Source organism: Paenibacillus thailandensis (assembly GCF_042685365.1).
In the GTDB taxonomy this organism is placed as follows: domain Bacteria; phylum Bacillota; class Bacilli; order Paenibacillales; family Paenibacillaceae; genus Paenibacillus_AP; species Paenibacillus_AP thailandensis.
Window position 1 is genome coordinate 554654 of sequence record NZ_JBHUMY010000006.1, and the last position, 19484, is coordinate 574137.

The following is a 19484-nucleotide window of genomic DNA, read 5'->3' on the forward strand; positions in this document are numbered from 1 at the left end:
TCGATTTACCCTTCGTTTAATCTTCGCAGCCGATAAGCGTTCGATGCGGCTTCGCCAAGCTCCTCGAGAATGGTGTAGTTCGCCCAAGCGCCCGCAACCGCGCCGATCCCCGGCACCATCTGCAGCATTTTCCGGAAGTCGATCGCGTCGCGGTATTCCTTCTGGAACGTCTCCCAATCCATCTTTTTGGAGTACTCGGAATCCGAGACCCACAGCTCCTTTTCCGTATCCCACCGCTTAACCGAATCCAACAGCCGGGCCCGCTGTTCCGCCCCGGAGAACGCCAGTTGGAACACCTTGAGAATGAAAATCCGCTCGGAAAACTGCTTCGTATCGTAACCGTAAATATGAGCCAATTCAAATAAAAATTTCATCTTGATCGCAATTAAAGCGGGGAAATCCACGAGATTAAGCATAATGCCGCCCGCTCCGGTGCCTGCACCTTCGGCTGTCGCGATTTTTTGGTAGAGGGACAACGAACGTCTCGCCTCTTGATCGGCAAGCTCGAGACGGCTAAACGACTGGACCGGTCTCTGGGGGGTGTATTCCGCGCCGTAAAGCGCCGTACGCACGATCGACCTTATGGTGGCCGTAATGACGTCGTGCACTTTGGCCGGAATCAGGTCGTTGATTCGCGTGCCGATCGTCTTCGACGTTCGCTCCAGCCAGCCTGGCGGCTTGAATAACTTGCTCTCCCAAGCGGCAATTTCGTTGCGCACCTTCTCTTCGTAATTCAATGCCAATCGCTCCTCCAACGGATTTGGCTCTATTGTACCGGAGAACGCCGCGAATCGAAACCGGCTGCGGCAGGATTGCGGAACAAGACGAAAGTCGCGGAGCGTTGCCGAACTCCGGACCGGGACGGGTTTATCTTCATCCATAATCAAAAAAATTAAGCGCTACTATATTAAGCCTATGTGGAGAAGCCCATCGATTTGCCGGTCACATGCACAGCTTACGCGAATAATATCCTTGATTTACATAGATTGCGTTTATTTGCGATTTCTGCTACGATGATCTGGACTTATTAAATCGGTTTAATAAGTTGGACTTATTTATGAAAGGGTTTTAAATTACATGACGAACGTGTTTAAGACGCCCAAGGAGATCAGGGAGCCGTTAATTTATCGCATCCGCGCGGGACTCATCATGATGGGAAGCGCCACGAAAGCGGAGCTCAGCCAGCGCTTGGGGATTAGCTTTCCGACGGTCAGCAAGTTTCTGGCCCAGATGGAGAAGGACGGGGAAATCCGCTATACGGGGGAGGACGATTCCAGCGGAGGCAGGAGGGCGAAGCGTTATACCTATGATCCGGAATACATGTTGGGGCTAGCCGTTTTTATCGAGAAGGACGAGACGAATTATTCGATTTTTAACTGTATTGGGGAGGTTAAAGAGCAGGGGACAAAGCCAAGCGTATTGCTACAAGATGCCGAGCTGCTGGCGGACCTGACCGAAACGCTGATTGAGAAATATCCAAGGCTTCGTTCAGTCGCGATCGGAGTGCCCGGCGCGGTTAACAATGGGAAAATCATCTTTATCCCGCCATATGAGAAATTCCAAGACTTTGATTTGAAAGGGGAATTTGAGTCCCGATTTCAAATGCCGGTCGCGGTCGAAAACGATATGAATGCATCGGTGCTTGGCTATGCGTCGAACTTCCAGCTTGAGAACGAATCGCTGGTTTATCTGTACTTCGGTCAAAACGGGCCGGGTTCCGGAATTATGATTAACGGCGATGTCGTGCGGGGCAGCACGTTTTTCTCGGGCGAGATTTCTTTCGTGCCTCAGTACGATAATCGATCTTTCCTGCAAGCGCTGCAGCTGGAAGAGGGCAATCGCCGGATTGTATTGGCGGGAGACAACCGGATTGATGCCGTCGCCCGCTTAATCGCCACCTTGGCCGCCATCCTTAACCCTCGGGCAGTCGTGTTTTGCGACGATGAGGTAGACGAAGCGCTTTTGGCCAGATTCGCGGATCGAAGCTCGGCCTATATTCCGAAAGAGCATTTGCCTACGCTTACGATGAGCAATTGGAGACAGGACTACTTGACCGGCTTGCAGCAATTAGCGCTTAATCTGATGATTACGGAATGCTGCTAGAAATTAAGCTTATGGAGATATAAACAATCTTCTCCAGAAGGAGTTGCACGATGGCTACCATATTTTTAGTTGTTATCTATCTGGCATTTATCAGCCTCGGAATTCCCGATTCTCTGCTTGGATCGGCATGGCCTGCGATGCGGCCCGAGCTGGGCGCTTCATTTGGCTACGCGGGGATTTTGTCCATGATTGTAGCCGGAGGAACCATCGTATCCAGCCTGGCAAGCGGGACTATGGTTCGGCTAGTGGGGACGGGCAAAATTACTTTGATCAGCTGCTGTCTTACTGCAGGAGCGCTGCTTGGATTCTCTACGGCACCCTCGCTGGTCTGGCTTATATTTTTGGCCGTTCCTCTCGGTCTGGGCGGAGGTGCCATCGATGCGGCGCTCAATCATTATGTAGCGGAAAACTATAAGGCCCATCACATGAACTGGCTGCACTGCTTCTGGGGTGTAGGGGCAACGATGGGACCCATGATCATGTCTTATTATATGGCGGAACATCACTCGTGGAGAGACGGCTATGCAGCGGTATCTATCATCCAGTTCGCACTCGCGGTCATATTGCTGGTTACGCTCCCCCTCTGGAAACGGATCGCTGCGACGAGGGAGGTTGAGCGTCTAAATTATAAGATCCCGCAAGGCCAAGCCGGATCCGAGCCGGTACGATCTGCAGGCGGATCCAACGCTAACGTGCTCCGGATCAAGGGCGTCAAACCTACGCTTGTCGCTTTTTTGTTCTACTGCGGGGTGGAATCCACGGTAGGATTATGGGGGGCGAGTTATATGGTAGGCGCAAGAAATATGACAGCCGAGACCGCTGCCGGATGGATATCTTTATACTACGGCGGGATAACTATTGGAAGGCTCATTACCGGCTTTATCGCTCTGAAAGTCCACAATCGGCTGTTAATCCGCTGCGGTCAGATGATCGCCATTGCGGGCGGGCTCATGCTGTTGTTTCCGCTGCCTCAACTTTTCCTGGCTGGGCTTATTCTTGTTGGACTTGGGCTTGCCCCCATCTACCCCGGTCTTCTTCATGAAACGCCAGCGCGCTTCGGTAAGGAAAATTCCGCCAAGCTTATGGGCTATCAGATGGCAGTCGCCTATACGGGAACCACATTTCTTCCTCCGTTATTCGGGGCAATCGCCACGCAAACGAGTATAGCTTTGTTCCCTTTTATTGTGCTTGCTTTCAATGTTTTGATGATGATGAGCGCGGAGAAAGTAAACTATATGTTGAACAATCGGCCGAATTCTAAAGGCATGCATTTATAAAAATCGGCCATGTGCTGCGAAAGGATGTCAGTATGCGATTAAAAACCGAAAAAGAAAAGATGATAAGCGGCGAACTATATCAGACGGGTGACGCGGAGTTAGTGCAGGACCGTTTGAACGCGCGCCGGCTCACACGGCAGTTCAATCAGTCGCTTGAGTCGGATGATGACAATGCGGTCGTAGGCGGCTGCCCGGCTAAAGTAATTAAGCAAATCGATAACGGATTTGGAAAGGAGGATTAACCGGTATGCTTTACGATTTGAAAGGCGAAGCCAACATGTCGCCTGTTGTGGGAATATTGTATTCAGCCGTAAAAGAGAATAACGAGCGACTCCGTGTCATTACGGAGGGCATGTCGCAGGAAGAAGTCGATTACAAGGGGCCTAATGACAAGTTTAATAGTACCGCCCAATTAATAAAACATCTCTTGTATGTCGATTTGAATTGGGTTTATCGAATAAAAGGACAACCGCTTCCTCAGGCTTTAATGGAACAATACGGTCCGATGATCGATGAAAATAATAAGCTTCCGATGGTAAAAGGGATATCACTGAGTTCCCTTATGTCTAATTATGAAGGCGTCTTAACTATGTTGAGAGACTCGTGTACGCAACTAACGGATGCCGATCTGGACAAAGTGGTTACATTCGGGCATGCAAATGAAAAGCAAGCAACTTTGCGTTGGGGCATATGGCATATGGCCGACCATAGCCGCTATCATCAAGCTCATATTAATCAGCTTAGAAAGTGGTACCGTGAAAATTCCATGTCTCAATAATATGCGCTTGCGCCGCAATCGTTTGCTTCACTCCTCTTTATAGCGCCGGACCGTACTTTTTCCTATATTCCGAAGGAGATAAGCCCGTTGTCAGGCGGAAGGCCTTGGAGAAATAATGAATCGAGGAGAAGCCGTGCTTGGACGCAATGTCCGTAATGGAAAGGTTCGAGCCCGCTAAGTCCTCCGCGATCCGGCGGTATTTGAGCCTTTTTACATAATCGTTTGGCGTGTAGCCGGTGTCCGCTTTAAATAAAGCATGGAACCGGCTTTTTTTGAGTCCCAGTTCCTCAGCCCATCGATACAGATTTCGTTCGCATTGTTCCGGCGTCTCCTTCTCCATAAGCGATAGAATTCGGGAAATTCTAGGGTCGCGGGCCCCCTTCTTCATCGCTAACGCCATATAATGATGCAAGAACGTCTGGAAGGCGCCGTTGTATTGCAGCTTGTACCACGGATTCCGTTGTCCGAGAATTTCCGGCGGTGGAGTCAGCGTGTTGAAGTAAGAGACCCAGAGCTGAATATTGCCGCTGCGGATCACTTCTTGCAGCTCAAGCTCCGGGAGCGGGGATATCAGCTCTTTACGGTACGTCTGGATGCCGCAAAAATAGTCGCGCTGGTATTGAAAATCCGGCCGGCTCACATATTTCCAGTCGAAATAAACGCACCGCTGCACCATAGGCTCTTGCGAATCGGCCGTCCAACGATGCACGGAACCTGCGGAAATATATACCAGGGAACCCGGCTCAACATCGCAGCGTTTCCCATTAAGCTCAAGCCGGCCCTTGCCCGATTCGATCAAAATAATGGCGCTGGCGTAGCATCTGCGCAAAGGACATTGCTCGCCCGGTCCAAATACGTATTTTTGGGCGAACAATAGCAAAGGGTTAAATTCCGAATAGCACGTAACATAGTCCACACGAAAGCTATAAATCGGGATTCTCAAGAAGGTGCACCTCCGTAGTTGCCGGGATGGGCGTAAACGAATCACTCCTATTATATTGGAAAAAAGGACAAATGAAAACGTTTTAATCCAAAGACGCAAACCGTCCGCCGCTCCTATACTAGTCTTAACGGTCAACAGTAAAGCCGAATAGGAGATGATTGGAATGAACGCAACAGCCGGCGGCAGGAACAAGCTTGTTCTAAAATATCCGGCCTCGTGGTGGAAAAATATGTGGAGGGAAGGATTGCCGTCAGGCAACGGAACGATCGGCGCTTCGGTTTATGGTGCGGTCCAGGAGGAGACCGTTCTGATCACGCACGAGGATCTGTGGCATTGGGGCCATAAAGATGTCCTTCCCGACGTGAGCCACACGCTCCCGGAGACCCGCAAAATGATGGACGAGGAAAAATATGTGGAGGCAAGCTGGCATTTGACCAACGCCTTGAAGGAAAAGGGATATAACACCCGCTTGGCTGCAAGGTTTCCCGTAGCGGAGCTGAAGCTGGCCATGGCCTGCGAGCATGCGTTCAAGCAATACCGCAGAAGTCTGGACATGGAGACGGGGGAGATCGCGGTCAGCTGGAAAGACGGCGGGACGTCTTATGTGAGAAGGCTCTTTGTCTCAAGAGCCGACCAGGCGATCGTCTACGATATCCAGACAGATGGACAAGAGCTTCAGGGAGAGCTGCGCCTCGCGTTCCATCCGACCGACAATCCGAGGCTGATTGAGGCATGCAAGGAGATGGAAGCTACCGTTCAGGTAAAAGCGGAGAACGGTTATCTCTATTACGCTGTCCGCAATGACGACGGAACGGACTTTGGCGCCGTCATGCGCGTCATCCCGGAGAAGGGAGCACTGGAAACGGAGCAGAAGCAGGCGATTCAGTTCCGCGGAGCGTCCCGGGTATTGGCCGTCGTCAAAGTGTTCGTGAAAGGCGAGCGGGAGAAGGAATGGGGCAAGCTGAAGGGCGAGCTATCCGGCATTTCGGCCGGCTATGAGGAGCTTCTGGCGACTCACGCCGCCATCCATGGGCGGCTGTTCCATACCGCTAAGCTGGAGCTGGAAGGCGACGAGGGGGAACGGACGAACGAGGAGCTGCTGCTGGAAGCTTACGACGGGGAGGCCCCAACCGAACTGGTTCGGAAAATGTGGGCTTACGGCCGATATCTGTTCATCTCCGGAACTCGCGCCGAAGGTTATCCCTTCGGCTTGTACGGCCTGTGGGGCGGAGACTACCGGCTGATCTGGTGTCACAACATGGCGAACGAAAACGTGCAAATGATGTATTGGCATGTCCCTGCCGGCGGCTTGACCGAGCTGATGCCCGCTCTTTTCCGCTACTACGACAGCATGACGGACGACTTTAGAGATAATGCCAGAAAGCTGTATGGCTGCCGCGGTATCTATATTCCTGCCGGGTCGACGCCGGGAATCGGAGTACCGAACCAGATCGTGCCGGTCATTATGAACTGGACGGGTGCTGCCGCCTGGCTGGCGAGACATTATTACGAATATTATTTGTATACCGGCGACAGGAACCTTTTAGTGGAAAAGATTCTTCCGTTTATGAAGGAAGCGGCTCTATTTTACGAGGATTTCGTTGTGCAAGGCGATGACGGGTACTACAAGTTCTATCCTTCCGTTTCGCCGGAGAACACGCCGGAGAACTTCATGCCGACGGACGGCAAGCCTCTGGCCCACCCGATGCCGACGACAATCAATGCGACGATGGATTTTGCGCTTCTGAAAGAGCTGCTCTCGCATTTGGTCGAAGGAAGCCGCGAGGCGGGCGTTCATACCGAGGAGATCGCGAAATGGGAAGCGATGCTGAAGAGGATCCCCGAGTACCAAGTAAATTCGGACGGAGCGATTCGCGAATGGATGCATGAACGATTCGATGACCGGTATAACCATCGCCACTTGTCTCATATTTATCCGATCTTCCCCGGTCAGGAATTCACTAGGGAAGAACTGCCGGAACGGTTCGAAGCGTTCGAGACGGCGGTGAAGAAACGGCTGATCGGCGCACAAAGCGGCTGGTCGCTTGCCCATATGGCCGCCATCTACGCCCGGCTCGGCGACGGAAATAAGGCCTTGGAATGCCTCGATATTTTGTCCCGCTCCTGCTTGTTGAACAATTTCATGACGCTGCACAATGATTGGCGGAACATGGGAATTTGCATGAATATGGCGGAAGCCCCCATCCAGCTTGATGCCAACATGGGCTGGGTGAATGCCGTTCAAGAGATGCTGCTCTACGTCTCGCCGAAAATGGTGAAACTGCTGCCGGCTCTGCCGGACAGATGGACGAGCGGCAAAGTGTCGGATCTTCGGTTTTGCGCCGGGAAAGCGGCGATCTCATGGAACAAGGCGACCGGGAAGTTTGAGGCGGAGCTTGCCGCGGATCGGGATGCGTCGTTTGTGCTGAAGCTTCCGGCCGATTTGAAGCATTATAGATTGTCGGGTCAAGAGGCATCGTTCAAGCCATCCACTCTGGGAAGCGGCTGTTACGAGGTAGTTATGAACAAAAAGGGCAGGCTTTTTGTATCAACCTAAAATAAAGTTTTAGCAACTTTTTATGAGAGTTTTCGTTTAGTAGATACAATTATCTACAGAGGTGACACTAGGATCGATGAACCCAACCATTACAATGGCCGAAGCGCTCGCCGTACGTGCGGCGATCAAGCGGCTGATTCATCAACTGGAGCAGGAGCGTATAACGAACAGCGTAGCCGTCATCGACAAGGGCGAAACCGCCGAGTACCCGGCGCGGACGGTCGACATCATTACGGCGGAGCTTGAGCGGGCAATGCGCGATTACCGGCAGTTGGATCTCCGGATGGCGACCGCGAATACGGTTAACGTAATTCAGTGGGACGGCGGAACGATTACGGTCATGGAAGCCATCGAGCTTGCCAAGCAGATGAGGTCCGAAATCGAGCAGCTTCGCGTACTGGGCGGCCGCAAAAAAATGGAGCGCCAGTATGCCGGAGGTTACGGCGAACGGTCAAATCATCTGTTCAGCGTGACGCTTTACGACCCCGATGCTTATCTGACGTTAGCCCGGAAAAAAGAACGCGAAGCGACGAAGCTGTCCTCGCTGATCGAGCATTCCAACCATATGTGCGTGATCGAGTTTGATTCTTCCCCTTATATGGATTAATGAAGGCTGCCGCCGGCCCCAAGCCTGCGAATGATGATTCGCGCGCTCGGAGCCGGCGGCAGCCGGCGGCGGGAAAGTGCGGGCAACCGTTTGTTGTTTGTCGGATACAAACAAACCACCGATTATTTAATAAACCTTGGCTTAAACGGATCACCGCTGACGGTTTACGGTTCACAACAGTGACGTTTTACGGAAAACTCTCGAAGATTCGCCCCGTTTCCCGCTTTCATGACCTCCATTTCCAAGAGGAACGATAAATGTTGCGCGACAAGAACAGAAACGCTTTAAAGCCGCATAAATGCGGCTCTTTTTATAGTAATTTGCCGATAGCGGACTGGTGAATTTGAGGCGAGGGCGGATTTGAATCAAAGCCGGTGAGCCATTTAGATCGTTCGCGTTGGAATTTTGAAAACGATCAACCATTTGAACGTATTATAGAAATTGGCGAAAGAGGTTTGGAGCTTGGCTGCGGCTCCGGGTCGCTATCGTTGATTAAATCGCAGAGCGTATGGTTGACTTTCCCGAAGAAGCTTTGCATTGGGGGAAAGGGGGAGAGCTAACGACAGAACTTTAGTTTACAAAAACGGGATCGGTCTAGCAGATCCTCAGCTAACGTATATGGATTATACCTCTATGGGCATAATAGAAGATTAGGAATAGTGGCTTGGCCAATCTATGTCTTATATGTGAAAGGGTTAGAGACGATGTCGCATGCCAATGAATGGATAGAGAAAAAATGGAAGAGGGACATCATCCTTTTTTTAAGCAGCCAGACGCTCTCTTTGTTCGGTTCCGCTTTGGTACAATATGCCATCATGTGGTATATTACACTGAATACGCAGTCCGGCATTATGATGACGCTTTATATTATATGCGGCTTTATTCCGACGTTTTTCTTATCGCCGTTCGCGGGCGTTTGGGCGGACCGCTACAATCGTAAAAAGCTCATTATGTTAGCCGACGCTATGATTGCGGTCGTTACGCTGATTTTGGCCATTACATTTTTGGCCGGGTACGAAGCGATTTGGCTGCTATTCCTGATCGCCGCCGTTCGCGCGCTGGGAGCGGGCATTCAAACGCCTGCAGTCGGGGCGATTTTGCCGCAGATCGTACCGCAGGATAAGCTGACGAAAGTAAACGGCATCAACGGCAGCTTGCAAGCCATCACCATGTTCGTTGCGCCCATCGTCAGCGCGGCAATCCTGTCGATCGCATCGATTGAAATTATATTTTTCATCGATGTCGTTACAGCGGCCATTGCGATTTTTACATTGTTAATCTTTCTCAAAATCCCGCTGCACGAAAAGGCGGCCGATGCGCAAACGACGGGCTACTTGGACGATTTCAAACAAGGATTGGCTTATATCGGCCGGCACGCCTTTTTGAAAACCTTTTTTATTTTCTTCGCCTTTTTCTTCGTCCTTATGGCTCCGGCCGCCTTTTTGACCCCCTTGCAAGTGACGCGAACCTTCGGCGACGATGTTTGGCAATTGACCGCCATCGAAATTGCGTTTTCCATCGGCATGATGGCAGGAGGGGGCATCATCGCAGCATGGGGCGGCTTTAAAAATAAAGTGCACACCATGACCTTCGCCAGCCTGATCATGGGCGTATGCACGTTCGCGCTCGGCATTGTGCCTGTTTTTTGGATTTACTTGGCGGTAATGGCCGTGTTCGGAGTCGCGATGCCTATTTTCAATACGCCGACGACCGTCATGCTGCAGGAGAAGGTGGACGGCAATTATATGGGGCGGATCTTCGGCGTTTTTGGGATGATTTCGACTTCGATGATGCCGCTCGGGATGCTGATATTCGGGCCGCTTGCCGATGCGGTCGATATCGAATGGCTGCTAATCGGAACCGGACTGTTGTTGATTGTGCTGTCCGTTTTCTTCATTTCCAACAAGCGATTGGTTGAAGCCGGCAAGCCGCTTCCGAAGGAAGCTGCACAGGATTGAATGGAGTCTAATAAAGATGAGAATCTAATTAGCTTGAATAGCTTCGAGACCTTGACAAGTCGATGTCAGGGTCTCTTTTCGTATTATGAGGTCAACCAGTTTTTCTGGTTGGCCTTTTTTTGTTGCAACGCGGCGGTTCGGATGCGGGACGGCGTTAACCCATGAATATAAATCTTATATGTCCGTATCGATCTTTTCTATTATACGGCGCCGTTCGTATACCCTATAGTAATAATAGCAACTTTTATCATTGGAATAATCGACTATATTGGAAAGGAGCGATTATCGCGCATGTCGACGTTAAACGAATATTTGCGGCACAAAAGAGAGGCGTTGCTAGCCCGCAAAGCTCAAGCCGAAAAGCAGCCGGTTCAAGCCGGCAATAAATTCAGCGCCAAGGTAAAAGCGTTGGGGCGCAGCGGCGTCCGGGAAATCCGAATCCGCGATTTTCAGGTAATAAGCGACAGTCCGCCGGATTTCGCGGGTTACAATCTGGGTCCGTCATCGCCTGAGCTCCAGCTCGGGGTTCTTGACAGCTGCCTGACGCATATCGCGTTAATCCAAGCCGCCGAAAGACAAGTGTCCCTTCGCTCGCTTGAAGTCGAGGTCGAGGGAGAGATGCACCCGTTAGCCGGCCGTCCCGGCTACGAGGATGTGCCGATCTATCCCCATAACATTCGTTACAAGTTGATCGTGGAATCCGACGAATCCGAGGAAACGCTGCAGGCGCTGCACGAAGCGATCGAAAAGGTGTGCCCGATTCTCAATCTGCTGAGCAACCCCCAACGGATCGAAGGACAGCTGATCGCTGGCCGGCCCGAGGCCGAAACCGTGTAGAATGCATTGGAAGCGGAATTTATATATTCTATGGCTCGGATTGTTTTTCAATCATATGGCTTATACGCTTTCGGTTCCGTTTTTCCCTTTGTTCCTGCAGGACAATCTCGGAATCCAATGCGGACTGGAAGCATGGTCCGGCCTTTCCGTTTCCATCAGCTTTCTGATCAGCGGCCTTTGCGCTCCATTCTGGGGTTCGCTCGCCGACAAATGGGGATGTTTCATTGCGTCGGGGATCATTACGTTGTTCTCCGCCGTCATCGTCCTGGGCGTCAAAGAAGTTCATGCGCGTAATGCGGCAAATCGATCGAACATTCTGCAAGACTTGAAAAAAAGCGGCGGCTAACCCCCGGTTAGTCCAACTTTACGGGCTGATCTTGCTGGTATCGACTTCCGTGCTCATTCTCGAGCCGTTAATAACGATCTATGTCGTGCAGCTGGGCGGCCCCGTCCGGAACGCAACGCTTAGCTCAGGCATCGTATTTTCGGCGGTTGGCGCGGCAACGGTCATCATGGGATCGCGCTGGGGGAAAATCGGAGGTCGGATCGGGTACGAGAAAACGCTGCTTATCGGATTGGCCGGCGGCGGCATCGGGAATCTTCTGCAGCTTGTTACTCCCAATCTCGTCTCTTTCGGCCTGTTGCGATTTGGCTACGGCCTGTTTTTTGCGGCGGTGTATCCGGCGCTGAACGCTCTCATTATCAAATATGCGGAGCCGGATTTTCGCGGGAGAGCCGTCAGTCTAAGCCAATCCGCCAATCAATTCGGAATTGTGGCCGGTCCTCTGCTCGGCGGTTTCATTGGCGGACGGACCGGCATCCCGTTCGTTTTTCTTCTTACGGGTCTCGCGCTGCTCGGCGCTGCCCGGTGGGTCAAAGCTTTTATGGCCGAGAAACCCCGCGTACCGGAATTGGACAATAAGCCGGGAGTTTAATAAAAAGCGGTAAAAAGGGACGACTCTCGCTGCGGCGCAACCGTTATGCGGTTGAAGCCGTGAAATAACCGGTCTTAGAAGCGAAAGAAACGGAGACTACTGCTCATGCGATGCGATTAACAAGAAAGCAGGGAAGAGGAAGAAGACTATCGAATCTAAACAGGGAGAGGAGGAGAATGACAAACGAAAGGGGGAAGCGGCCGGTGATAACTGAAAAACCAAGCATCATTCTTATAACGGGCATCATGGCCAGCGGAAAATCGACCTTTGCGCAGCTCCTCGCCGAGCGCTTGGACAAGTCCGTCCATCTTCGCGGCGACGCGTTTCGAAAAATGATCGTCAATCATCGAAAGGAAATGAAGCCGAATCCTAGCGGAACGGAGGAATTAAACCAGCTTCTGCTTCGATACCGTCTTGCCGCGCAATCGGCGGACGCTTACGTGAAAGCCGGGTTTACGGTAGTCCTGCAAGACGTGGCGGTAGGTCCGGTGCTAACCGATATGATTTCGTATATCCAAACCCGTCCTCTTTATGTCGTTGTCCTGTGCCCGAATCCCCAAGCGGTTGCGGACAGGGAGGCAAGGCGAATGAAAAAAGGGTACGGCGCATGGACGGTCGAAGGATTGGACCGGGTATTGCGGCAAAACACGCCGCGAATCGGCTTGTGGCTCGATTCCTCCGAGATGACGCCGAACGAAACGGTCTTCGAAATTGCAAATCGGTTGCAAGAAGCTCTTTTCGCTCCATAAATCGGTATTCCAATTCAAGCTTAACCAGCGGAAGCTGGTTATTTTTTTCGATGGGCGGCTTCATACAACCCGATCCGAAAGCCTTTCACGAGCGTATCGCCGTTGTACAAATCCGTCTCATAGGCCCGCTCGAACCCAAGCCGCTCATACAGCCTGACGGCGGAGTCCATCATGTCGGAAGTATGAAGATTGAGCTGCTTCGCTCCAAGCGCGCGGGAGCGCCGGACGGCTTCCTTTATAAGCAGCGCCGCTATGCCTCTTCCTCGTGCTTCAGGAGATACGGCCAAGTACCGGATGATCGGATTATGAATGCCAAGCTCCGGCCTGCCGTATGCTTCTGCGGAGGAAGCGAACAGCTGGACGCTGCCGACTATGCGCCCTTCCAGCGTTGCGACGATTCTGCCGATCGGTTTCCCTTCATCGAAAGAGGCGCCAAGCGCTTCTTTGTATTGCTCCCACTGCGGGCCGGGCAGCTCATCCGCGTATTGCTTATAAGCGTCTAACAATACCTGTATAAAAGACTTGCGATCCTCCTCCGTTGCATCCCGAATAACGATATCGGCTGATCTCATGCTCCCACTCCTCTTCCTAAGTTATACAACTACTATAGTTTATAATTCCGACTATTCCTATATAGTAAAATAAATTTCAATACATGCATAGAAAAGGTCTATCGATCGGTCGTAAACGGGTCAAAGTTAAAAATTGACAGATTCATTTCCTCTGATTTAAACTATCCATACCTTATCGAGCCAGTAGTTCTCTATTGATTTAATTCCTTGTTTTTCGATAAGGAATTACGTATTTATACGAGCAGTTAACGGAGGGAAGCGACGATGAACATCGAGAACATCGAAGCGTTCGTGTATGTGAACCATTACGGCAGCTTTAATAAAGCCGCAGAGGTGCTTTTCCTATCCCAGCCGTCCGTAACCGCACGGATTCAGACGCTGGAGCGGGAGCTGGACTGCAGGCTGTTCGACCGGCTCGGAAAGCAAATTCTGCTTACCGAGAAAGGCAAACAATTTCTTCCTTATGCGCAGCAGATCCTTCAAACGATGCAAAAAGGGAAGCTTCACCTTCAGAACCGGGGGACCCGACGAAACGAGCTTCGGATCGGCAGCACGGTATCGGTGTCGAATTATTTGATCCCGGATTTATTGCCCAGATTGAGACAACGATTCCCGGAGTTGACGTTCAAGCTGACAACAGCTCCCTCGGACGATCTGGTGCACAAGCTTCTGGAACGGGAAATCGACATTGCCTTCGTAAGGAAGCTGGCGCATCCTTCGCTGCAATCCTATTCGTTCTGCGAGGACCCGATTCGGCTGTACGTTTACGAAGGACACCCGTTTGCCGCGGCGGGGCGCGTCTCTATACACGATATTCGCCACCAGACGCTGGTCTTCTTTGAATGCGGCTCGTTGGACTGGCTGCGGCTGCATCGCGTATTCGAAAATTTGGAGCATCCGCCGAATATCGTGTTTCATGCGGATAACTCCGAGACGGCCAAGAAGCTGGTTCTTCAAAAAGCGGGAATCTGCTTCCTTCCCGGCTTATGCGTGAAAGAGGAAACGAGCAGAGGCGCCTTAATCCCGATTGAGATCGAAGAAACGAAAGGAATCTCGCTTCAAACGAATCTTATCGCCTTAACCGGAGAGAACGAGGAGTTTATCGAAGCGCTTCTCACCAAGGAGAGCGTATACAGCATCTAGTCCCCTTGCCGTTCATTAGTTTTTCAATCGACCGATAGAGAAAGTCTATTAGCGCAAAAAGACGGGCGGTGTTACATTAATAGCATATTAATCCTCACTAAGTTTATAGGAACTATGTTTATTTAGAAAAGGGGTGGAGTCATGAGCGAAATTTTTCGTCAAGCCGGCTTGGAAGACGCGGAGAGACTGCGGGAAGTAATCCATGAAGCTTACGCGCTTATCCGGGAGCTGAAGCTTCATTGGCCGGCCGCAAACGCCGGCCTGGCACAGATCCGGGATAACATCGCACAGAACGAGTGTTATGTATTGGAGGTCAACGGCACGATCGTAGCCACGATTACGCTCTCGAAAACCGACCAGATTACGAAAGAAACGGGGCTGCCGTTTGTCAAATGGTTTGCCGTACATCCCAGCGAGCAAGGAAAAGGCTACGGCGACAAGCTGCTGACATGGATGGAGCAAAGCGTTATACGCGACAAGCTTGGAGCTCCTGCAGTGACGCTGGGAACCGCAGAGAAGCACCCTTGGCTGCTTCCGATGTATAAGCGGAGAGGCTACGAGAGCATCCGTACCGTCGATCCGGGCAACGGCGACGGCATCATGCATTTGCTGCGCAAAGTGGTCAATCCCGCTTTGTTTGCGCACAGCCGGCAATCATAACGAACCAAACAAATAGAAACAACGGAGGGTCATTTCGATGAAGAAAACATTTCTGCTGTCCGCAGCCTTAATCTTTACGCTGGCGGCTGCCGGGTGCGGTACAAACTCCGCCGATAAAGCAAGCGGACAAGACAGTTCCGCAAGCCCTGCATCCGCAGGAGAACCGACAAAAATTATCGTCGGAACGGGGACCGGCTTTCCGAAGGTGTGCTTCATCGACGAGAACGGAAAGCTGACCGGCTTTGACGTGGAGCTCGTGAGAGAAATCGACAAGCGTCTCTCCGATTATGAATTTGAGTTCCAAACGATGGAATTTTCGAACCTGCTGCTCAGCCTGGAAACGAAGAAAATCGATTTCGTGGCGCACCAGATCGAGAAAAATCCGGAGCGGGAACAGAAATATTTGTTTAACAAAGAGCCTTACGCGTACTGGCGGAATAAAATTATTGTCGCCAAGGACAACGAATCGATCAAGTCTCTCGACGACTTGGCCGGCCAAAAAGTATTGACCAGTTCAACAAGCGCGCAAGCGCAAATTCTTGAAAATTATAACAAGGACCATGAGAAGAAAATCGATATCGTATATCAAAACGGCGCGGCCAACGATACCGTCAGCCAAATAACGACCGGACGCGTCGCCGCCACGATCGGGGCCGACTTTACGCTTTCCTTGGTTGATCCGCAGTCCAAGCTGAAGACGGTCGGCGAAGATTTGAGCGAAGCCGATATTTTGTTCGCCTTCCGCAAGGACGAGGCCGATTCGCAGAAGCTGGCCGATGCGATTGACGCGGCCCTGAAAGAGCTGAAATCCGACGGAACGCTCGGCAAGCTGAGCACGGAGTGGCTTGGCGCGGATTACACGGCGGAAGCCTCCAAATAGCGCATCGGTCGATTTTAAGAAAAAGGGTGAGAACGCAAGATGGAATACGGCTTCGATATCGCCTATGTATTCGAATTTATCCCCAAGCTTCTGAGCACTTTGAGTACGACGCTGCAGATCGTGGCGGGAGCGGTTGCGGTAGGGCTGATTGCCGGTTTGCTGGCGGCGCTGCCGCGTCTGTACCAAGTGCCGGTCCTTCGGAACCTGTCTATGGTTTACGTCTCTTTTTTCCGGGGAACGCCGATTCTTATCCAGCTGTTCTTGCTCTATTACGGCCTTCCGGAAATATTGAAGCTAATCCGAATCGACGCTTCGAAAGTGCCCGTTCTTTTCTTTGTCATTTTGACTTTCGGTCTTCACGCAGGCGCTTATATTTCGGAAAATATCCGGGCTGCGGTGTCGGCCGTCGACCGCGGACAGGTGGAAGCGGCATATGCGGTCGGAATGACGGGATATCAGGCTTTTACCCGGATCGTGCTGCCGCAGGCGATCGCCATAGCGATACCGGTGTTCGGCAATGCGGTTATCGCCATGCTGAAGGATACCTCTCTCGCTTTTACGCTCGGAGTTATGGAAATGACGGGAAAAGCGCAAACGCTCGGAACGTTGACGCAGCATTTTATGGAAACGTACGTTTCGCTTGCTCTCATCTATTTCGTTATCTGCTTTACGCTCGAGCGTGTCATATTTGCTCTGGAACGAAGGCTTCAGCGCCATATGCGCAAGGATACCGGGAACGGAGGCCGGTTCGCCTTCCGACGGCGCCAGACGCTTAGCCGCTTGACCCGTGAACTCATTCCGGACAACAAGGAGGTCCCGCGCTATGAAGCTTGATCCGGGCTTTATATGGACGGCTTTCATCCAGCTGCAATCCGCCATTCCGACTACGCTGGCCATCACGGTCGTTTCCGTCCTATGCGGTTTTATTATCGGCACGGCAACGGCGTTATCCCGCATTTACCGCGTTCCGGTGCTGTCTCAGCTATCGGCCGGTTATGTGACGTTTATTCGCGGCACGCCGATGCTGACGCATCTGCTGCTCATCTACTTCGGCGTACCGATGATCGTGGACGGGCTTGCCGCGCAGCTCGGGCTCGAATGGAATTCCGCCAAAATTCCGATGATCGCGTTTGCTTTCATCTCCTTTTCCATTACGGCCGGCGCTTACATGTCCGAGGTCGTCCGCTCCGGATTGCTCGCCGTGGACCGCGGGCAGATCGAAGCCGCATGGTCGGTCGGCATGACGACGCCGCAAGCGCTTCGCCGTATCGTGTTTCCCCAGGCGCTGGCGGCAAGCCTGCCGAACTTGTCCAACTCCGTCATCGGCATGCTGCACGGGTCTACGCTTGCCTTTACGGTTTCGGTCGTAGACTTGAACGCGAAGGCTCAGATCGTCGCTTCGACCAACTGGAAGTTTTTTGAGGCATACTTGGCGGCGGCCTTGATCTTCTGGGGTTTGACGATCCTGATTGAACGCATTGCTGGCGTTATCGAGCGGAGAATCAACCTTTACAGCAGAGGAGGCGTAGCATGATCAAGCTAAGCGGCATCCGAAAATCATACGGCCGGAATGAAGTGCTGAAGGGCATCGATCTGACGGTAGAGAAAGGCGAGGTCGTAGCCATCCTGGGACCAAGCGGGTCGGGAAAAACGACGCTGCTCCGCTGCATCAACTATTTGGAGAAGCCTAGCGACGGGGAAATCCGCATCGGGGATTTTACGCTGGATTGCAGACGCGCGGGCAAGAAGGATATTCGCGCGCTGCGCCTTCGGTCGGCGATGGTATTCCAGCAGTACAACCTGTTCAGCCATAAAACGGCGCTCGAGAATGTGACCGAAGGGCTTATCGTCGTGAAAAAAATGAACAAGGAAGAAGCGCGAAAACGCGGCATCCGGCTTCTTGAGAAAGTAGGGCTTGGAGCGAAGCTGGACGCTTACCCGAGCCAGCTTTCCGGCGGCCAGCAGCAGCGCGTCGGCATTGCGCGGGCGCTTGCCCTTGAGCCTGAGGTGATCCTGTTCGACGAGCCTACTTCTGCGCTCGACCCGGAGCTTGTAGGCGAGGTGCTGGACGTCATCCGCCGGATTGCCAAGGAAGGCATAACGATGATAATCGTCACGCACGAGATGGGGTTCGCGCAGGATGTCGCGGGTCATGTCGTCTTCATGGACGGGGGTATGATCGTCGAGGAGGGCCGTCCTTCCGAGTTGTTCGGAAATCCGAAAGAAGAGCGGACGAAGCAGTTTCTAAAGCGCATCGCCCCGGAGCCGAGCTATTCGATATAGCGCTTGCCTTCGAGGCCGTGCTCAACTAAACGAAGCGTACGCTTTCAGTTAACGCCCGATAGGGCATTAGATTTTAGGAGGGGATGAAAATGTCCGTCGCGATCAGTATTTTGGACCAAAGTCCGATCAATCCGGGCGAAACGTCAACGGAAGCTTTCGCTCATACGCTTGTCTTGGCGCAAAGGGCGGAAGAGCTAGGATTTCGCCGGTTCTGGGTATCGGAGCATCATGACTCGGAGCATTTGGCGGGTTCGTCGCCGGAGGTGCTGATCTCCTATCTGCTTGCCAAAACGAATCGGATCCGCATCGGCTCGGGCGGCATTATGCTTCAGCACTACAGCCCGTATAAAGTGGCGGAAAACTTTCATGTGCTCGCGTCGCTTGCGCCGGGCCGCGTCGATCTTGGCGTCGGCCGAGCGCCGGGAGGTTTGCCGCGCAGCACGCAGGCGCTTCAGAGAGGAGTCGAAAACCCGCAATCGCTGACGGACAAAATTATCGAGCTGCGCCAGCATTTGGCGGGAAATCCGGACGAAGGCGGCCCTCTTGCGGGCTTGAAGGCAACGCCGCTTCCGGAAATTGAGCCGGAGCTTCATTTGCTCGGCGCTTCAAACAGCAGCGCGGAGCTGGCGGCGAGCCTCGGACTCCCTTATGTATTCTCCTTGTTTATCGGGGGCGATGAACAGGCGGCCGTTGAGGCCGTGCAGAAATACCGGGAACAGTTCAACTACGCGCACGGGTCTTCGCCGCAGGCGATTCTGGCCTTGTCCGCCATCGTTGCGGATACGGACGAGGAAGCGGAAAGCTTGATTGTGCCTCACAAGCTGGTGAAGGTCTATCTCGCCAGCGGACGCAAAGTGACGCTTGGAACGGTCGAGCAGGCGGAGGAGTACGGACGCCAAGCCGGCGAGCCGTATACCATCGAAGAGAAGGAGCCGTTAGTGACGGCAGGCTCCAAAGAGACCGTGCGCGGCAAGCTCCTTGCTTTGCAGGAAGCGGCCGGCGTCGATGAATTTATCGTCACGACGAATATCGCGCCTTTTGAGAAGCGGGTTCGTTCATATGAGCTGTTAAGCGAGGCGTTTGCAGAAGTGACGGCTTAAATAGCTTATGAAACTTGGAAGCCCAGCTTCACAAAACGAAGCGGATGCTTTCGAAGCAACGTTTTGTTGCGATGATATTCGAAGAAGCCCAGCTTCACAAAA

General features: G+C 52.4%; 21 protein-coding genes. 18 read left to right on the forward strand and 3 right to left on the reverse strand.

The genetic code is table 11. The features are described 5' to 3' along the window. Window positions 1-5: 5 nt before the first annotated feature. Window positions 6-737, reverse strand: a complete 732-nt coding sequence (locus ACFSW5_RS07455) for an EcsC family protein (RefSeq protein ID WP_379270834.1) — start codon at window positions 735-737, stop codon at window positions 6-8. A gap of 340 nt (window positions 738-1077) precedes the next feature. Between ACFSW5_RS07455 and ACFSW5_RS07460 the strand changes: the two genes are divergently transcribed. Genes ACFSW5_RS07460 through ACFSW5_RS07475 form a run of 4 tightly spaced genes read left to right on the forward strand, consistent with a single transcriptional unit; the run spans window position 1078 to window position 4158 of the window. Next, window positions 1078-2103 (forward strand): ROK family transcriptional regulator, encoded by a 1026-nt coding sequence (locus tag ACFSW5_RS07460; protein ID WP_379270837.1) that lies wholly within the window; start codon window positions 1078-1080, stop codon window positions 2101-2103. 50 nt (window positions 2104-2153) lie between these two features. Then, the gene (locus ACFSW5_RS07465; protein ID WP_379270839.1) at window positions 2154-3380 is read left to right on the forward strand and encodes an MFS transporter; all 1227 of its coding nucleotides are present in this window, start codon (window positions 2154-2156) and stop codon (window positions 3378-3380) included. A gap of 32 nt (window positions 3381-3412) precedes the next feature. Then, a complete protein-coding gene (locus ACFSW5_RS07470; protein ID WP_379270842.1) occupies window positions 3413-3622 on the forward strand; it encodes a maltose acetyltransferase domain-containing protein in 210 nt (69 codons plus the stop codon). Window positions 3623-3627: 5 nt separating this feature from the next. Next, window positions 3628-4158 (forward strand): DinB family protein, encoded by a 531-nt coding sequence (locus tag ACFSW5_RS07475; RefSeq protein ID WP_379270844.1) that lies wholly within the window; start codon window positions 3628-3630, stop codon window positions 4156-4158. Window positions 4159-4195: 37 nt separating this feature from the next. Here the strand turns inward: ACFSW5_RS07475 and ACFSW5_RS07480 are convergent, their stop codons facing one another. Continuing rightward, window positions 4196-5101, reverse strand: coding sequence for an AraC family transcriptional regulator (locus ACFSW5_RS07480; protein WP_379270846.1), 906 nt, complete (start codon window positions 5099-5101; stop codon window positions 4196-4198). 163 nt (window positions 5102-5264) lie between these two features. Here ACFSW5_RS07480 and ACFSW5_RS07485 point away from each other — a divergent pair, with 163 nt between their 5' ends. The 7 genes from ACFSW5_RS07485 (at window position 5265) to ACFSW5_RS07515 (ending at window position 12744) form a co-directional block, all read left to right on the forward strand. Next, complete coding sequence (locus ACFSW5_RS07485; protein WP_379270848.1) at window positions 5265-7658, forward strand: glycosyl hydrolase family 95 catalytic domain-containing protein; 2394 nt, start codon at window positions 5265-5267, stop codon at window positions 7656-7658. Window positions 7659-7734: 76 nt separating this feature from the next. Further along, complete coding sequence (locus ACFSW5_RS07490; protein ID WP_379270850.1) at window positions 7735-8265, forward strand: hypothetical protein; 531 nt, start codon at window positions 7735-7737, stop codon at window positions 8263-8265. Between the two features lie 704 nt (window positions 8266-8969). Further along, window positions 8970-10223, forward strand: coding sequence for an MFS transporter (locus ACFSW5_RS07495; RefSeq protein ID WP_379271068.1), 1254 nt, complete (start codon window positions 8970-8972; stop codon window positions 10221-10223). A 291-nt stretch (window positions 10224-10514) separates the two neighbouring features. Continuing rightward, on the forward strand, window positions 10515-11060 hold the full coding sequence (locus tag ACFSW5_RS07500) for an OsmC family protein (RefSeq protein WP_379270854.1): 546 nt from the start codon (window positions 10515-10517) through the stop codon (window positions 11058-11060). A gap of 55 nt (window positions 11061-11115) precedes the next feature. Next, the gene (locus ACFSW5_RS07505; RefSeq protein ID WP_379270857.1) at window positions 11116-11406 is read left to right on the forward strand and encodes a hypothetical protein; all 291 of its coding nucleotides are present in this window, start codon (window positions 11116-11118) and stop codon (window positions 11404-11406) included. A gap of 31 nt (window positions 11407-11437) precedes the next feature. Next, window positions 11438-11995: an MFS transporter gene (locus ACFSW5_RS07510; protein WP_379270860.1), complete on the forward strand. Its 558-nt coding sequence runs from the start codon at window positions 11438-11440 to the stop codon at window positions 11993-11995. A 203-nt stretch (window positions 11996-12198) separates the two neighbouring features. Then, window positions 12199-12744, forward strand: coding sequence for an AAA family ATPase (locus ACFSW5_RS07515; protein WP_379270862.1), 546 nt, complete (start codon window positions 12199-12201; stop codon window positions 12742-12744). A gap of 38 nt (window positions 12745-12782) precedes the next feature. On the opposite strand, the gene ACFSW5_RS07520 is transcribed toward ACFSW5_RS07515, so the two are convergent. After that, complete coding sequence (locus ACFSW5_RS07520; protein WP_379270866.1) at window positions 12783-13316, reverse strand: GNAT family N-acetyltransferase; 534 nt, start codon at window positions 13314-13316, stop codon at window positions 12783-12785. Between the two features lie 264 nt (window positions 13317-13580). On the opposite strand from ACFSW5_RS07520, the gene ACFSW5_RS07525 reads away from it, so the two are divergent. The 7 genes from ACFSW5_RS07525 (at window position 13581) to ACFSW5_RS07555 (ending at window position 19382) form a co-directional block, all read left to right on the forward strand. Next, window positions 13581-14459: a LysR family transcriptional regulator gene (locus ACFSW5_RS07525; RefSeq protein ID WP_379270869.1), complete on the forward strand. Its 879-nt coding sequence runs from the start codon at window positions 13581-13583 to the stop codon at window positions 14457-14459. A 141-nt stretch (window positions 14460-14600) separates the two neighbouring features. Continuing rightward, window positions 14601-15119 carry a GNAT family N-acetyltransferase gene (locus ACFSW5_RS07530; protein WP_379270872.1) on the forward strand — a complete coding sequence of 173 codons (519 nt, stop codon included), beginning with the start codon at window positions 14601-14603 and terminating at the stop codon, window positions 15117-15119. A 37-nt stretch (window positions 15120-15156) separates the two neighbouring features. After that, window positions 15157-15999, forward strand: coding sequence for a transporter substrate-binding domain-containing protein (locus ACFSW5_RS07535; RefSeq protein WP_379270875.1), 843 nt, complete (start codon window positions 15157-15159; stop codon window positions 15997-15999). Window positions 16000-16038: 39 nt separating this feature from the next. Then, window positions 16039-16833 carry an amino acid ABC transporter permease gene (locus tag ACFSW5_RS07540; protein ID WP_379270877.1) on the forward strand — a complete coding sequence of 265 codons (795 nt, stop codon included), beginning with the start codon at window positions 16039-16041 and terminating at the stop codon, window positions 16831-16833. Then, complete coding sequence (locus ACFSW5_RS07545) at window positions 16823-17533, forward strand: amino acid ABC transporter permease (RefSeq protein WP_379270879.1); 711 nt, start codon at window positions 16823-16825, stop codon at window positions 17531-17533. The genes ACFSW5_RS07540 and ACFSW5_RS07545 overlap by 11 nt, the downstream gene beginning before the upstream one ends. Further along, window positions 17530-18282: an amino acid ABC transporter ATP-binding protein gene (locus ACFSW5_RS07550; protein ID WP_379270881.1), complete on the forward strand. Its 753-nt coding sequence runs from the start codon at window positions 17530-17532 to the stop codon at window positions 18280-18282. The genes ACFSW5_RS07545 and ACFSW5_RS07550 overlap by 4 nt, the downstream gene beginning before the upstream one ends. A gap of 89 nt (window positions 18283-18371) precedes the next feature. Further along, the gene (locus tag ACFSW5_RS07555) at window positions 18372-19382 is read left to right on the forward strand and encodes an LLM class flavin-dependent oxidoreductase (RefSeq protein WP_379270884.1); all 1011 of its coding nucleotides are present in this window, start codon (window positions 18372-18374) and stop codon (window positions 19380-19382) included. The last annotated feature ends 102 nt before the right edge of the window (window positions 19383-19484 follow it).

Coding starts and splice junctions, on each gene's coding strand:
- ACFSW5_RS07460 (WP_379270837.1), top strand. CDS start 1,078: ATGACGAACGTGTTTAAGACGCCCAAGGAGATCAGGGAGCCGTTAATT.
- ACFSW5_RS07465 (WP_379270839.1), top strand. CDS start 2,154: ATGGCTACCATATTTTTAGTTGTTATCTATCTGGCATTTATCAGCCTC.
- ACFSW5_RS07470 (WP_379270842.1), top strand. CDS start 3,413: ATGCGATTAAAAACCGAAAAAGAAAAGATGATAAGCGGCGAACTATAT.
- ACFSW5_RS07475 (WP_379270844.1), top strand. CDS start 3,628: ATGCTTTACGATTTGAAAGGCGAAGCCAACATGTCGCCTGTTGTGGGA.
- ACFSW5_RS07485 (WP_379270848.1), top strand. CDS start 5,265: ATGAACGCAACAGCCGGCGGCAGGAACAAGCTTGTTCTAAAATATCCG.
- ACFSW5_RS07490 (WP_379270850.1), top strand. CDS start 7,735: ATGAACCCAACCATTACAATGGCCGAAGCGCTCGCCGTACGTGCGGCG.
- ACFSW5_RS07495 (WP_379271068.1), top strand. CDS start 8,970: ATGTCGCATGCCAATGAATGGATAGAGAAAAAATGGAAGAGGGACATC.
- ACFSW5_RS07500 (WP_379270854.1), top strand. CDS start 10,515: ATGTCGACGTTAAACGAATATTTGCGGCACAAAAGAGAGGCGTTGCTA.
- ACFSW5_RS07505 (WP_379270857.1), top strand. CDS start 11,116: ATGGCTTATACGCTTTCGGTTCCGTTTTTCCCTTTGTTCCTGCAGGAC.
- ACFSW5_RS07520 (WP_379270866.1), bottom strand. CDS start 13,316: ATGAGATCAGCCGATATCGTTATTCGGGATGCAACGGAGGAGGATCGC.
- ACFSW5_RS07525 (WP_379270869.1), top strand. CDS start 13,581: ATGAACATCGAGAACATCGAAGCGTTCGTGTATGTGAACCATTACGGC.
- ACFSW5_RS07530 (WP_379270872.1), top strand. CDS start 14,601: ATGAGCGAAATTTTTCGTCAAGCCGGCTTGGAAGACGCGGAGAGACTG.
- ACFSW5_RS07535 (WP_379270875.1), top strand. CDS start 15,157: ATGAAGAAAACATTTCTGCTGTCCGCAGCCTTAATCTTTACGCTGGCG.
- ACFSW5_RS07540 (WP_379270877.1), top strand. CDS start 16,039: ATGGAATACGGCTTCGATATCGCCTATGTATTCGAATTTATCCCCAAG.
- ACFSW5_RS07545 (WP_379270879.1), top strand. CDS start 16,823: ATGAAGCTTGATCCGGGCTTTATATGGACGGCTTTCATCCAGCTGCAA.
- ACFSW5_RS07550 (WP_379270881.1), top strand. CDS start 17,530: ATGATCAAGCTAAGCGGCATCCGAAAATCATACGGCCGGAATGAAGTG.
- ACFSW5_RS07555 (WP_379270884.1), top strand. CDS start 18,372: ATGTCCGTCGCGATCAGTATTTTGGACCAAAGTCCGATCAATCCGGGC.